We start from the raw sequence: 14,972 nt of genomic DNA, 5'->3' as shown, positions 1-14,972 counted from the left end.
CTGTTATCTTTTCATCGTATAAGATTATATATTAGAGAGAAAAGTTCAAAAATTCAAGAAATAATTTAAAAAAAGGTACACAAGTTTTGATAATTGATGTAATATTGTTTTTAAAATTCCGAAGATGAAGGTGTGAGATGATGAAAGTAGTGAAGTTTGGAGGCAGTTCCCTAAGTGATTCCCATCAGGTCAGAAAAGTGGCCAATATAATAAAAAGTGATTCCGAACGGCGGATTGCTGTCGTCTCGGCGCCAGGCAAGCGGTTCAGTGAGGATACGAAGGTCACGGATATGCTGATTGCCCTGCATGCCAACAAGACGGCCGGATTTGATACCGGGGAGGCGATCGACCGGATCATCGAGAGGTTTTCTTCCATTATCAATGACCTCGGAATCGACCAGAACCTGCTCGGCCAGTACAGGGCCACCCTGAATGCCTACCTTGATACCATCGAGGAAGAGGACCGCCTGCTGGATGCCCTGAAGTCCTGCGGGGAGGATTTCAATGCGCAGCTGCTGAGTGCCCATCTGAACAGGATCGGTGTGGAAGCGGAGTACATGTCACCGAAGGAAGCAGGCATACTGGTTACGGACGAACCTTCCAATGCCCAGCTGATCGAATCATCCTACAATCAGCTGAACAGGCTGAAGGCTTCCCAGCGTGTCATCGTCATCCCCGGCTTCTTCGGCTATTCGGAAAACGATCAGATCGTCACTTTCCCAAGAGGCGGCTCAGACATCACCGGGGCCATTGTGGCAAGGGGCGTCGAAGCCGACCTATATGAAAACTTTACAGATGTGAGCTTCATCTATTCCGCACACCCGGGGCTCATCGACAACCCGCATGCCATCAGGGAAATCACCTACCGCGAGATGCGGGAGCTCTCCTATGCAGGATTCGGTGTATTCCATGACGAGGCGCTTGCCCCGGTCTATAAGAAAAAGATTCCGATCATGATCAGAAACACGAACGATCCGGAAGTCGAAGGGACGAAAATAGTTTCTGAGCGTGAATTCATCCCTGAAATGCCGGTCATCGGAATCAGCTGTGATGAAGGATTCACTTCGATCACCATGAACAAATACCTGATGAACCGGGAGATCGGTTTCACAAGACGGCTGCTGCAGATACTTGAAGACCACTGCCTGTCCTATGAACACATTCCGTCCGGCATCGACAACCTCTCCATCATACTCAGATCCAGACAGTTCGAAGGGAACACGAAGCTCGAAGAGGTCATGGCGGACATCAACGACAAGCTCGAGCCCGAATCCATGTATGTTGAGGATGACCTGGTGCTTCTTGTCATCGTCGGTGAGGGCATGAAGGAGCATATCGGCATCGCAACCAAGACGACGACTGCGCTGAGCGATAATGGCGTCAACATCAGCATGATCAACCAGGGCGCATCCGAAATCAGCATGATGTTCGCAATCGCGCTGAAAGATGAGGAAAAGGCGCTCCGTGCCATCTACAGCAACTACTTCAAGCAAGTGAAAGTGTGATTCCGGCATTCAAATGGGTGAATGATTCTCTCTCACAGGGTATACTGGTATGAAGAGATACTGGAACATGGGAGGGCCAGAATGATATTTGAAAAAAGACTGCAGCATATAAAAAGGTACAGGGAAATCGCCCTCGCCTTCTCGAAGAGTGGCTTCGGCTATATCGTCGAGGAGCTCGGACTGGACGAAGTGCTTTCCCTGCCGAAACGGATTCTGCTGAAGCAGGATTCGGAGCATATCGAAAAGACGCGGGGTGAACGCATCCGCCTCTTCCTCGAAGAGATGGGGCCGACCTTCGTCAAAATCGGCCAGGTGGCAAGCACCCGGCCCGATCTGGTGCCGGAAGACATCATCAATGAACTGTCGAAACTCCAGAGCCATGTCCCCCCCTTCCCCTATGACGAGGTGGAGGAAATCATCGAAGAATCACTCGGTGTCGAGATCGGTGACATCTTCGAAACTTTGGAGGCAGAACCGATCGGCTCCGCCTCCATCGGCCAGGTCCACAGGGGTGTGCTCGTCACCGGGGAAGCGGTCGCCGTCAAAGTGCAGCGTCCGAATATCGAAAAGATTGTGCGGAATGATCTCGAAATCCTCCATAATCTGGCAATGATGGCCGAGTCAAGATTGGAATGGGCCCGTCAGTACCAGCTGAGGGACATGATTGATGAGTTCACCAGGGCGATCATCGATGAGCTGGATTATACGATAGAGGCAAGAAATGCAGAAAAGATCGGCAAGCAGTTCACTGATGATGAGACCGTCCATATTCCCGAAGTATTCTGGGAAGTAACGACAAAGAACGTCCTTGTCCTCGAGCATATCAACGGTATAGTCATCAATGACCTTGCCGCCATTGACGAAAATGGATATTCCAGAAAACGCCTGGCAGAACGGCTGACCCATGCCATCTTCCATCAGATACTGATCGAAGGCTTCTTCCATGGCGACCCGCATCCCGGCAACATCACCATAATGGAGGATGAGGTCATCGGCTTCATGGATTTCGGGATGGTCGGCAAGATGACTAAGGAGATGAAGGCCAATTTCGGCTCTCTGCTGATCGCCATGATGAGGAAGGACGCAGACGGTGTCGTCAGGGCAATCACCCGGATGGGTGTCGTTCCTGACGAAGTCGATATGAAGGCACTTAAAAAGGATGCGGAGCTGCTCCGCGACAAATACTATGACATCCCTCTCAGCCGCATGAACCTCGGTGAGGCGGTACAGGATATTTTTGACATCGCCAATACGCACCGCATTAAGCTGCCGACGGATTTCACCATGCTCGGCAAGACGATCCTTACACTGGAGAGCATCGTGCGCCAACTGGACCCTGATTTCAGCATCGTCGATGTGGCCGAACCGTTCGGCAGGCAACTGCTGAAGGAGCGGTACAATCCAAGGAACATTTCAGACCGGGCGTGGCATCAGTGGCTCGATTTCAGCGATGATCTGAAGGATACCTCCAACAACCTCCATGAATTTTCTAAAGGGCTGAAGGAGAAGAAGGTGCCCGTCGAACTGGAGATGCGCCGCAGTGAACAATTCATGAGGCGGCTGGACCGCCTGGGCAACAGGCTGTCCTTCAGCATCGTACTGCTGTCCTTCAGCATCATCATGGTCGGGCTGATCATCAGCTCCGCCCTGTCCGACCAGTCGACGGTGATTCTGAGCATCCCGGCAGTGGAAATCGGCTCCGTTGTAGCACTCATCATGTTCATCGGGATGATCTATTCGATATTCCGATCGGGGAGATTTTAAAAAAAGCCTTGGAGATCATATGATCTCCAAGGCTTTCTATATATAGAACATATAGTCGTCGACTTCATCCTCATCATGGTTCAGCATATCCTGAAGGGTCGTATGGTCGAGCACATCCCTCAGGGCGTCCCTGATGCGTCCCCACAGGTACCGTTCAGTATCCGTGTCCTTGTCATCGCCCTCGACCGCGACGATGTTCTCTTCGAGCGTCCTGAATATCTTGCCGACCGTAATTTCATCCGGCGGGAGATTGAGTTCATAGCCGCCGTACGCACCCCTTGTACTTTTGACCAGTTCCGCCTTTTTCAGGTTCGCCACTATCTGCTCCAGATAGAGGTCGCTAATGCCCCGCTCTTCTGCAACCGACTTGACGCTTCGTTTCTTTTCTCCGTAGTTCCTGGCCAATGCCAGCATGAAATAGAGTCCATATCTTCCTCTTGTAGAGATTTTCATAAAACACCTCGTAGTTTAAGTTCATTTATAATTATATTATAGTAGTATTAAATATACCATAACTCTGAAACAGGTGAAAATATGTCTACTCAACCATTAAGCTACAGGATGCGCCCGAAGTCGATCGATGAGATACTCGGGCAGGCCCATCTTGTCGGTGAAAACAGCATCATCAGAAGGATGGTCAAAGCCAGAAGGCTTTCCTCCATGATCCTCTATGGACCGCCGGGGATCGGCAAGACAAGCATTGCCAGCGCCATTGCCGGATCCACGAACTACAGGTTCAGAGTGCTCAATGCCGTGACGAATACAAAGAAGGACATGCAGGCTGTCGCCGAGGAAGGGAAGATGAGCGGCAGCGTCATCCTGCTGCTGGATGAAATCCATCGCCTGGACAAGGCCAAACAGGACTTTCTGCTTCCCCACCTTGAAAATGGAAACATCATCCTGATCGGGGCGACGACCTCCAATCCGTATCACGCCATCAACCCGGCCATACGGAGTCGGTGCCAGATATTCGAATTGGAGCTGCTTGATCCCGCTGATGTGCGGGAAGCGCTTGAGCGGGCCATCGGGGACGAGTCGCGCGGCCTTGGCGATATCAACCTTGAAGTTTCGGACGAGGTACTCGACTACCTCTCCCATACCAGCCAGGGGGATGTGAGAAGTGCCCTGAATGCCCTGGAACTCGCTGCACTCAGCACCGAAAAGGATTCACAGGGCGTCACGGCCATCGGACTTGAAGATGCCAAAGCGTGCATGCAGAAGTCGGATCTCCTGTATGACAAGGATGGTGACCAGCACTATGATGTCATGAGCGCCTTCCAGAAATCGATCCGGGGCAGCGATGTGGACGCAGCACTCCACTACCTCGCACGGCTCGTCGAAGCCGGCGATCTCGTCACCATCGCAAGACGCCTGCTCGTCATCAGTTACGAGGATATCGGTCTTGCCAACCCTCAGCTTGCCTCAAGGACACTGGATGCCATCATCTCTGCAGAGCGCCTTGGCTTTCCGGAAGCACGCATACCCCTGTCACAGGCCGTCATCGAACTCTCCCTGTCACCGAAATCGAACAGTGCCATCAAAAGCATCGATGGCGCACTATCCGACATACGAAAAAAGAAGACAGGCGGCATCCCGAAGCATCTGAAGGACAGCCACTACAAGAGCGCCGAGAAACTCGGCAACGGCATCGGCTACAAGTATCCGCACAACTATCCGAACCATGTGGTCAGTCAGCAGTATCTGCCCGATCCCCTCAAAAACGCCGCCTACTATCAGAAATCGGATGTATCCAAGTATGAAAAACAGCTTGCCGACATTTATGACAAACTTAAAAAACTATAAAAAAATAAGCACCGAATTGTAATAATTCGGTACTTATTCGGAATATCCGAGCTAAAGCCGTGTGTTATTGTTGATTATTTTGGCCTGCTAAGTGCAGGTGGGTGCCTTGTTCCCTACTCCAAACGTCCTGTCAAGCAGGCTTGTTTTTCATAGGAAAACCTATCAGGCTCCCGATTAAAAAGGTGTTAGGTCAAAATATAATTCAACACATCACGCACTTCTCAGATATTCCTATTACCAATATAATAGCATATGCTTTCCAAAAAAGATAGTAAAATGTGCTCATTTTTCTATTCCTCGATATCCACCTCAATGTGCAGTTCCCTGAGCTGCGCCTCCGAAACCTTCGAAGGTGCGTTCATCATCAGATCTCCGGCACTTGCGGTTTTCGGGAACGCGATGACGTCACGGATGTTGTCCGTGCCGGCAAGCAGCATGACGAAGCGGTCGAATCCGTAGGCGATACCGCCGTGTGGCGGCGCCCCGTATTTAAATGCCTCAAGCAGGAATCCGAACTGTTCATCCCGTTCTTCATCTGTGAAACCAAGCGCACGGAACATCTTTTCCTGAGTCTCTGCATCATGGATACGGACGGAACCGCCGCCCAGTTCGTAGCCGTTCAGAACGATGTCATATGCATTGGCGATGACTTCCTCCGGCGCAGTTTCAAGCTTTTCAACATCTTCCGCCTTGGGTGAAGTGAACGGATGGTGGGCGGCAGAATAGCGGCCCGTCTCTTCATCATATTCGAACAGCGGCCAGTCGGTCACCCATAGGAAGTTGAACTGGTCTTCCGGTATGAGGTCGAGATCTTTTGCCAGCTTGTTCCTCAAGTTGCCGAGTGATGCATGGACAACTTTTTCCGTATCCGCTACGAAAAGGATAAGATCGCCGTTTTCGAGCGAGAGGGTCTCAAAAAGATCCCGACGGTTCTCCTCGCTGAAGAATTTGGCAATCGGTCCATTCAGGTCGTCCTCCTTCACTTTGAGCCATGCCAGCCCTTTCGCACCATACGTCTTGACGTATGTCTCCAGCTTGTCGATATCCTTCCTGGAAAAACGGCTCTCTTCCCCTTTGACGACGATTGCCTTGACCATTCCCCCGTTTTCTACAGCGGAACGGAAGACTTTGAAGTCGACGGATCTGCTGAATCCGCTCAGATCATTGAGTTTGAGGCCGAACCGTGTATCCGGCTTGTCCACGCCGTACTCGGCCATGGCCTGCGCATATGTCATCCTTGGCAGGGGCGTTTTTATGTCGACGCCTTTGACATCCTTCATCACCTGTCTGATCATTCTTTCATTCAGCTCGATCATCTGTTCCTGGTCTGTAAACGACATCTCGATATCGACCTGGGTGAATTCCGGCTGCCTGTCAGCCCTAAGGTCCTCATCACGGAAACATTTTACAATCTGATAGTACCGCTCCATGCCTGAGAGCATCAGGAGCTGCTTGTATATCTGGGGCGACTGCGGAAGGGCATAGAACTCCCCTTCATGGACACGGGAGGGTACGAGGTAGTCCCGAGCCCCTTCCGGTGTCGACTTGGACAGGACGGGAGTCTCGATGTCGATGAACGTTTCATTGTCCAGGAAATTCCTGATGCTGCGATTGAGCTGATGTCTCAATTTCAGGATATTCTGCAGCTTCGGTTTCCTGAGGTCGAGGTAACGGTATTTGAGGCGGATGTCTTCAGCAATCGACTCGTCCATGATCTGGAACGGCGGTGTATCTGCTTTTGACAGCACCTCTACTTCATCGACAAGCACTTCAATCTTTCCAGTTGCGATGTTGTCATTGTATTGGGACGGGTCCCTCTGAAGCACTTCCCCCGCCACCGCTATGACATACTCTGAACGGATCCGTTCAGCAGTTTCCAGGGCCGCTTCGGATACTTCCGGGTTGAAGACGACCTGCATGACGCCGGAACGGTCCCTGAGATCGATGAAGATCAGCCCGCCCAGGTCACGTCTTTTCTGCACCCACCCTTTCAGGTGGACCTTTTCTCCTGTCAGTTCTTCTGTGATTTCCGTTGCATATTTTCTCATGGTCAATTCTCCTCAATTATCTTACTTAGTTCTTTCAGGTCATCCAGACTGACTTTCTCCGTTTTTCCGGACTCCATATTCTTCAGTTCCACTTCCCCTGTTTCAAGCTCCGCTTCTCCAAGCACGATCGTGAATGCCGCCCCTTTTCTGTCTGCATCCTTCATCTGGGCTTTCAGCTTCCTGTGCTTATAGTCCATATCACAGCTGATGCCGTCTGCACGCAACCTGTGGAGCAGCTGCCCCGCTGTGGCTTCAGCTGCCTCATCCAGCGTACAGATGTAGAGGTCGATGCCTTCGGGCTCCGGTATTTCGATGCCTTCGGCTTCCAGCGCAAGCAGCAGGCGCTCGATGCTAAGTGCAAAGCCGATACCCGTTTCCTGCGGCCCATCCAGCAGTTCCAGCAGGCCATTGTAACGGCCGCCGCCGCACAGTGTAGTGATGGCTCCGAAGCCTTCGGCATCACTCATCAGTTCGAATGCTGTATGCGTATAGTAGTCGAGGCCACGCACAAGGTTGTAGTCTATTTCGTAGGAGATGCCGAGAGCATCGAGGTTTCCGGTCACTTTTTCGAAGTAGGCCTTGGATTCATCATTCAGGTAGTCGTATATCCTTGGCGCATTCTGCACGAGTGGGTGGTCCCTGTCCTTTTTGCAGTCGAGTATACGCATCGGATTCGTATCGATGCGGGTCTGGCAATCCGAGCAGAACTCACCGATGGATGGCCTGAAGTGGTCCACGAGTGCCTGGTTGTAGGCGGCCCGGCTGTCCTGATCGCCGATGGAATTGATGTAGAGTTTCAGGTCTGACAGCCCGAACGACTGGTATATGTGCATCAGCATGCTGATGACTTCCACATCGATCAGCGGATCCTCTACACCAATCGCCTCGATGCCGAACTGGACGAACTGGCGGTATCTGCCCTTCTGGCGACGCTCGTACCTGAACATCGGCGCCAGATAATATACTTTGACCGGCTGATTGACATCGTGCTGCATCTTATTTTCGATGTAGCTCCTGACGACCGGCGCGGTGCCCTCGGGCTTTAGTGTCATGCTGCGGTCGCCCTTGTCCATGAACGTATACATCTCCTTGTTGACGATGTCCGTCGAACCGCCAACCCCCCGCACAAACAGTTCGGTGGATTCAAACACCGGTGTGCGGATTTCCCTGTAGTTGTAGTTCTGTGCAATTTCGTGCAGCCTGTCTTCAATGAACTGCCATTTGTATGTGTCCTTCGGCAGTATGTCCTGTGTGCCTCTTGGAATCTGTATCATCTGTTCCACTCCATTCATAAAATATAAAAAAGCCCCTTATATCCAGACGGATATAAGGGGCGATTAGATCGCGTTGCCACCCTGATTCAGCCCTGGCCGGGCCCTCTTGCATAATAACGGCTGCCACCGCCTGTATAGAAGGATTCTACCGAAGTGTCGGCTGACGGATACTGGCGGACAACCTGCTTTCAGCCTGGGCAGGTCTCTCTGGTGTCCACCATATCCACCTCTTCGGATCGATGAATTCGCATCATTCAATTATTTAATATGATATTGTTTAAGCCGGCACAAGTCAAGCACTCAGTTCAAATAATCGTCGATACCCTCAACAATCCCCTTTACCATCATATTCTGGTAGCGGGTTTTATTCAGCACCATGTCGTCTACGGCATTGCTCAGATAGCCCAGTTCCACCAGGACAGCCGGATAGTCGAGCTGCCAAGTCACCTGGTAGTTCATCGAATGCACGCCCCGGTTATGGAAATAGGAACGCCGGTCGAGTGCATGGTTGATGGACTCTGCGAATGCCTTTTGCTCCGGATGTGTATAGTATGTCGTAAATCCGGACACCGCCGGGTCGTCCATGGCATCACTGTGCAGGCTGATGAACAGGTCTCCATCAACCTTCCTCTGATCAAGGGAAGCAAATTCATCCTCGCTGCGTGTCAGGATGACTTGTGCACCGGCATCCTCGAGTGCCTCCTTAAGGCTCTGTGCAACACTGAAGACGATTACATCCTCGGTCACCCCGGAGGCGCTCGTGGCTCCCGGGTCTTTCCCGCCATGGCCGGGATCGATGACGATCACCGTGTCGCTGAAATCATATGAACTTTGGTCCAGATCCATCTGGACGGCTTCTCCCGAAACTGAAAAGAAGCGGTTATAGACCAGCACAGCAATCAGAATGATGCATCCGGCTGCTGTCAGAAAAAACAGGGGGGCTGCATAGATATGCTTCTTATATTTCAGGAAATGGCGGATGCCCTGAAATATACTGTTGGGAATTCCAGCTGGCCTCTTCATTACTGGATCTTGCCACCAATGGATTCATAAAGTATGGTGATCGGTCCATCATTATTGATCTGCACATTCATCATTTCACCGAAGAACCCCTCTTTGACGGTCAGGTCCATCTTCTGCAGATGGGAATTGAAAAGGCGGTACAGCCTATCAGCATGCTCTTTGCCTGCAGCCTGCGTAAAACTCGGCCTGTTCCCTTTTCTGACGTCCGCATAGAGGGTGAACTGGGAAATGCTCAATATTTCTCCGCCTACATCCTTGATCGACAGGTTGATCTTGCCTGATTCATCTTCGAAATTTCTGCTTGCGGCTATCTTTTCCGCCAGCTTCAGTGCATCTTCTTCCGTCGAATCCTTGGAAACGCCCACAAGCAGGCAATAGCCCTGCCTGATTTCATTGAAGAATTCATTGCTGATGACAGTGGCACTCGATACTCTCTGTAATACGACTCTCATTTCTACACCTCATTTAAAAACGCGTTCCACGCTGTATATGTCAGGAAGCTGTTTGATCTTGTCCACGACCCTATGGAGGTCGGCGACGTTCTGCACCATGACGGACAGGCTGATCTTCGCATGCTTGTCGATATCCGCCCGCCCGTTCACACGGGTGATCGGGAATTTGGTGCTGGCAACGACGTTCAGCACTTCATTGACCAGACCCTGGCGGTCATATCCGGAAACCTCCAGATCCGCCTGGTATTTGCGGTCCTTATTCTTGTTCTTGACCCATTCCACATCGATCAGGCGCTCTTTTTCATTTCTGATGTTTGGACATGTCGCGACATGGACCTTCACCCCATGCCCCTTCGTGATGAAGCCGACGATGTCGTCTCCAGGAATCGGATTGCAGCATTTCGACAGATTGATCAGCAGATTGTCCATGCCCTGGACATACACTCCGGATTCCGTCGAAATCTCCTTGTAGTGATGGGTCCGGTCGATCTCCTCGACGATATTCGTCTTCTCCTCGCTGACCTTGAACTTCTCCATCAGACGGTTCGTCACCTGTTGGGCCGTAACGCCGCCGAAGCCGACCATGGCGTACAGGTCGTCCTCATTGCTGATGTTGTAGCGGTCCAGTACAGGATCGATGAACTGCGGCTTCAGTATCTCATCCGGCTTATGGTCGCGGTTTTTGATCTCGTGCTCCACCGCAAAGCGCCCTTTTTCGATATTGCTTGCACGGTCCTGTTTCTTGAAGAATGCACGGATCTTGTTCTTTGCACTCGATGACCTGACCATCTTCAGCCAGTCGAGGCTCGGGCCATAGGACTGCTTGCTTGTCCTGATCTCCACAATCTCGCCGGTGGAGAGTTCATAGTCGATCGGCACGATTTTGCCATTGACCTTGGCACCGATCATCCGGTTCCCGACCTCCGTATGCACCTGGTAGGCGAAATCTATCGGGATGGCACCTTTCGGCAGCTCCACCACATCACCGTTCGGAGTGAAGACGTAGACCTTGTCACTGAGGAGATCCGTCTTCAGCGCCTCCATGAACTCCTCTGCATCCGGGGAGGATGATTCCTGGTCGATCAGATCCTGGAACCAGTTGATGCGCTTGTCCATGGCAGGTTCGCCCTTGAGCTCCTTGCCTTCCTTGTAGGCCCAGTGTGCAGCGACCCCGTGCTCCGCAATCTCATGCATCTCATATGTACGGATCTGGATTTCAAGTGGATCGCCGTTCGGTCCGACCACGGTCGTATGCAGGGACTGGTACATGTTCGGCTTCGGCATGGCGATATAGTCCTTGAACCGTCCGGGCATCGGCTTCCAGATGGTATGGATGACTCCGAGCACTGCATAGCAGTCCTTGATGCTTGTTACAAGCACCCGGATGGCGAGCAGATCGAAGATCTGGTCGAACTGCTTATGCTGTTTCTTCATCTTCCTGTACACGCTGTATATGTGCTTCGGGCGGCCGGACAGCTGGCCTTTGATGCCCGTATGATCCATCTCCTCCTGGATGCGGTCGATGGCCTGGTTGATGACGATTTCCCGCTCGCTCCGTTTCTTCTTCATCAGGCTGACGATCTTGAAATACTGCTGGGGCTCGATGTACCTGAGCGCAGTATCCTCAAGCTCCCATTTGATGCTGGAAATACCGAGGCGGTGTGCCAAGGGCGCGTATATTTCAAGCGTCTCCTGCGCAGTCCTGATCTGCTTGTGCTCAGGCATCGCCTTGAGCGTCCGCATGTTATGGAGCCGGTCTGCAAGCTTGACCAGGATCACCCGGATATCCTTTGCTATGGCGATGAAGAGCTTGCGGTGGTTTTCCGCCAGCTCCTCCTGTTTGGAGCGGTACTTGACCTTCTCGAGTTTGGTGACGCCATCGACGATTACGGCAACCTCCTCGTTGAACATCTCCTTGAGGTCATCAAACGTATACGGTGTGTCTTCAACGACATCATGAAGGAACCCGGCAATGATCGTCGGGCCGTCCAGTTTGAGTTCCGCAAGTATCCCTGCCACCTGCACGGGGTGCAGTATATACGGCTCCCCGCTTTTCCGGTACTGTCCCTTGTGTGCCTCATTGGCCAGTTCATATGCTTTACGGATCAAAAGCATATCCTCTTCATCCATGTATGATTCACACATGCGGATGACATCGTCCTTGCTATATGGATATTCCTTGTTCATGACCTCACCGCTTCCCATCTACACTAGTTAGAATCATCATACTATAAAACCTCTTTCAAATAAATGAATGACAAAAAAAGCCTGTTTCCACAGACTTTAGAACGGACTACTCATCATAGGTGATTAATGAGAGTGTATCATATCCTTCGAGGCGTTTCATGCCATCCAAATATTCAAGCTCTATCAGGAAAGCGAGCCCCGCCACGATGCCGCCGAGGGACTCGACAAGCTTGATCGTCGCTTCTATCGTGCCTCCCGTTGCCAGAAGATCATCCGTGATCAATACACGCTGGCCGGGGGAAATTGCATCCTTGTGCATCGTCAGTGTATTGGACCCGTACTCAAGATCATACTCATATCTGATGACCTCTCTTGGAAGCTTCCCTTCCTTCCTTACAGGTGCGAATCCGATTCCCATGCTGTATGCCACAGGGCAGCCGATGATGAAACCGCGGGCTTCAGGGCCGACGACGATATCGACTTCCTTCTCCCTGGCATATTCCACTATCTTGTCTGTCGCATACTGGTATGCCGGGCCGTTGTCCATGATTGTTGTAATGTCCTTGAAACTGACACCCTTTTGGGGCCAATCCGGCACTTCTGATACATATTTTTTTAAATCCATACTAATCCACCACTCAATTCGAAATTAATGATCTGAGATACTCTTTCAGTTCAGACGAAGAGGACATCTTAAGAAGTTTTTCAGCTTCCAGCTGATTTTTGAGTTTCTGGTAATGCCGTGATTCCTCCAACTTCCAGCTTCCGTCTTCCTGACCCTTATATACTATACCATTTTTTAATGTGATAATCTCCAAATCTGTCATAATATCGATGGTCATCTTAAGAAATTTCATCTTCATGCCGAGCCGGTCAGCCAGGGCCGGCGCATGTCTCGCGAGGTCGATTGAGCCATCCTCCGCTTTTTCGACCAGCTGCAGCACATTCGATATGTCGGCTGGTTTGGGTATGCCTGTGAAAAACAGTTCTTCCTTCTGATGGAAGAGGGCGATGATTTTGGAGGCATGGATCTCCCTCAGTGAATACGACAGGTTTTCCAAGCTTTCAGGAAGATCCCTGAGCACCACCGTCTTCGATGTGAACGGGAGTGCTTCGCCGAAGTGATAGTAGTTGTCCCCTTTTTTTTCCCTGCTCTCGGCTATGACGAATACATCTTCCTGTGTAATGATATCAAAGCGCTGGTCGGTACGGCTTCTCATGTCGATCAGCTGGACACTGTCGACACTCGCATCCTGCAGCATCATCTGAAGCGTCCGCTTCTGGCTGAATTCATTTACATTGACCGTTCCGACCAGACTGATCGAATCCTCCGTGGATACTTCATTGATCAGGTGGCCGAAACCGAAGCCGATGACATCCATCCCGACTTTCGGCATGGACAGTTTGATGTGGGACCGGTCCTTGCCGACCTGTTTTATTGTGCCGATATTTTCATTGGTGAGGAGGAATACCGGGGACTGGAAGGACTGGCCGAAAGGTTTCAGCCGGTCGAACCGTTCGAATGCCTTCATGCTCATGTTCCCCTGCTTGATCTGGTAGTCTATATGCTTCAAGGGCCTCAAGTTCAGCTGCAGGCCGTTCATATGCTGCTCGAGCTCCTCCCTGAAGGCCTCGATACTTGATGCAGGCACTTCCACACCGAGCGCGAGCGCGTGCCCGCCGAAGCGGTGATGGAACTGTGAATGGTCCGTGAGGATTTCATGCAGGTCCACCCCTTCGATCGAACGGGCCGACCCGCGATACACATCGTCTTCTTGGGTGAGTACAATTGCCGGTTTCCCATATTTTTCAACGATCTTCGAAGCGACGATGCCGAGCACGCCCGGATGCCATCCTTCCCGATAGATGATATTGATCTGATTGGCGGGATCTATATCTGCATCCGCCTCGCTGAAGATCGTCTCCACCAGCTGCTTCCGTTCCATATTCATATTTTCGACGACTACAGCCTGTTCATAGGCAAGGTTCGTATCCTCCTCGAGGAGAAGCTCAACAGCGATTTCCGCCTCTCCGAGCCGCCCTGTCGCATTGAGGCGCGGCGCCAGACCGAAAGCGATGGTCTCTTCATCGATGTAACCGTCACTCCCTGCACTTCTCAGGAGTGTATGGACACCTGCCGGCGGCGTGTCATTCAGAATCTTCAACCCTTCGATGACGAGCCTTTTATTTTCATCTATCATCGGTACAAGGTCGGCGACCGTGCCGATCGCCACCCAGCCGAGGTCCTCCTTACTGTCGAGACCGAGTGCCTGCACAAGCTTGTAGGTGATGCCGACCCCGGCCAGGGACTTGAATGGATACTCCCCATCGGGATGATCCGGATGGAGGATCGGGACGTCGGGCACATTCTCCCCGAATGCATGGTGATCCACCACAATCACATCCACGCCCCGGGAAGTGAGGAACGCAATCTCCTTGCCGCCTGATACCCCATTGTCGACGGTGATGACAAGATCATACTGGCCGACGACGATTTCTTCGAATATGGCCTGGTTGGGGCCGTATCCATCCTCTATGCGGTTGGGGATGAAGAAGTCCACACTGTCATTGCCGGCTTTCCTCCTGAGTGCAGTCAGAAGCAGCACCGTGCTTGTGATGCCGTCCGCATCAAAGTCGCCATAGACGAGTATGCGTTCACCACCATCCAGGGCAGCCTCTATGCGTGCCACGGCCGTGTCCATCATATGGACGAGCGCAGCATCATAAGTCTTTGGATGATAGATCTTCTCCAGATCCGCTTCTGTCGTGAACCCCCTGTTTTCCAGTATGGTCTGCTCCAGAGGATTCAATTTGAACTTTTCTCGGACTTCCTCTGGAATATCAGAGGTTTTGCGTCTTACTTTCCACTCGTACTTCGACTGATACATATGTTTCATCCTTTGCAAAACGCCCAAG

11 protein-coding genes and 1 other RNA gene are annotated in these 14,972 nt (G+C 51.6%); 3 read left to right on the top strand and 9 right to left on the bottom strand.

Annotated elements, in window-relative coordinates; genetic code table 11:
• Window positions 1-140 precede the first annotated feature (140 nt).
• Both RQP18_RS05890 and RQP18_RS05885 read left to right on the top strand, forming a co-directional pair.
• Window positions 141-1,505: an aspartate kinase gene (locus RQP18_RS05890; protein WP_342389225.1), complete on the top strand. Its 1,365-nt coding sequence runs from the start codon at window positions 141-143 to the stop codon at window positions 1,503-1,505.
• An 81-nt stretch (window positions 1,506-1,586) separates the two neighbouring features.
• A complete protein-coding gene (locus tag RQP18_RS05885; RefSeq protein ID WP_342389224.1) occupies window positions 1,587-3,269 on the top strand; it encodes an ABC1 kinase family protein in 1,683 nt (560 codons plus the stop codon).
• Between the two features lie 36 nt (window positions 3,270-3,305).
• Here the strand turns inward: RQP18_RS05885 and RQP18_RS05880 are convergent, their stop codons facing one another.
• Entirely contained in the window at window positions 3,306-3,722 is a 417-nt protein-coding gene (locus tag RQP18_RS05880) for an RrF2 family transcriptional regulator (protein ID WP_342389223.1), read from the bottom strand.
• Between the two features lie 81 nt (window positions 3,723-3,803).
• On the opposite strand from RQP18_RS05880, the gene RQP18_RS05875 reads away from it, so the two are divergent.
• Window positions 3,804-5,072, top strand: a complete 1,269-nt coding sequence (locus tag RQP18_RS05875; RefSeq protein WP_342389221.1) for a replication-associated recombination protein A — start codon at window positions 3,804-3,806, stop codon at window positions 5,070-5,072.
• A gap of 39 nt (window positions 5,073-5,111) precedes the next feature.
• Here RQP18_RS05875 and ssrS read toward each other — a convergent pair.
• From ssrS to recJ, 8 genes are all read right to left on the bottom strand, one after another.
• Window positions 5,112-5,303, bottom strand: a non-coding RNA gene (gene ssrS, locus RQP18_RS05870) — 6S RNA.
• Window positions 5,304-5,362: 59 nt separating this feature from the next.
• Window positions 5,363-7,126 carry an aspartate--tRNA ligase gene (gene aspS / locus RQP18_RS05865; RefSeq protein ID WP_342389220.1) on the bottom strand — a complete coding sequence of 588 codons (1,764 nt, stop codon included), beginning with the start codon at window positions 7,124-7,126 and terminating at the stop codon, window positions 5,363-5,365.
• Window positions 7,123-8,394 (bottom strand): histidine--tRNA ligase, encoded by a 1,272-nt coding sequence (gene hisS, locus RQP18_RS05860; protein WP_342389219.1) that lies wholly within the window; start codon window positions 8,392-8,394, stop codon window positions 7,123-7,125. Before hisS ends, aspS begins: the two co-directional genes overlap by 4 nt.
• Window positions 8,395-8,694: 300 nt before the next feature.
• Complete coding sequence (locus RQP18_RS05855; protein WP_342389218.1) at window positions 8,695-9,417, bottom strand: N-acetylmuramoyl-L-alanine amidase family protein; 723 nt, start codon at window positions 9,415-9,417, stop codon at window positions 8,695-8,697.
• Window positions 9,417-9,869, bottom strand: coding sequence for a D-aminoacyl-tRNA deacylase (dtd, locus tag RQP18_RS05850; protein ID WP_342389217.1), 453 nt, complete (start codon window positions 9,867-9,869; stop codon window positions 9,417-9,419). Before dtd ends, RQP18_RS05855 begins: the two co-directional genes overlap by 1 nt.
• 9 nt (window positions 9,870-9,878) lie before the next feature.
• Window positions 9,879-12,056: a RelA/SpoT family protein gene (locus tag RQP18_RS05845; RefSeq protein ID WP_342389216.1), complete on the bottom strand. Its 2,178-nt coding sequence runs from the start codon at window positions 12,054-12,056 to the stop codon at window positions 9,879-9,881.
• Between the two features lie 106 nt (window positions 12,057-12,162).
• Complete coding sequence (locus tag RQP18_RS05840) at window positions 12,163-12,681, bottom strand: adenine phosphoribosyltransferase (RefSeq protein WP_342389215.1); 519 nt, start codon at window positions 12,679-12,681, stop codon at window positions 12,163-12,165.
• Window positions 12,682-12,694: 13 nt separating this feature from the next.
• Complete coding sequence (gene recJ / locus RQP18_RS05835; RefSeq protein ID WP_373446142.1) at window positions 12,695-14,953, bottom strand: single-stranded-DNA-specific exonuclease RecJ; 2,259 nt, start codon at window positions 14,951-14,953, stop codon at window positions 12,695-12,697.
• Window positions 14,954-14,972 lie beyond the last annotated feature (19 nt).

It is taken from the genome of Salinicoccus sp. Bachu38, from assembly GCF_038561955.2.
Lineage (GTDB): Bacteria > Bacillota > Bacilli > Staphylococcales > Salinicoccaceae > Salinicoccus > Salinicoccus bachuensis.
This window is presented reverse-complemented; position numbering and strand designations above follow the sequence as displayed.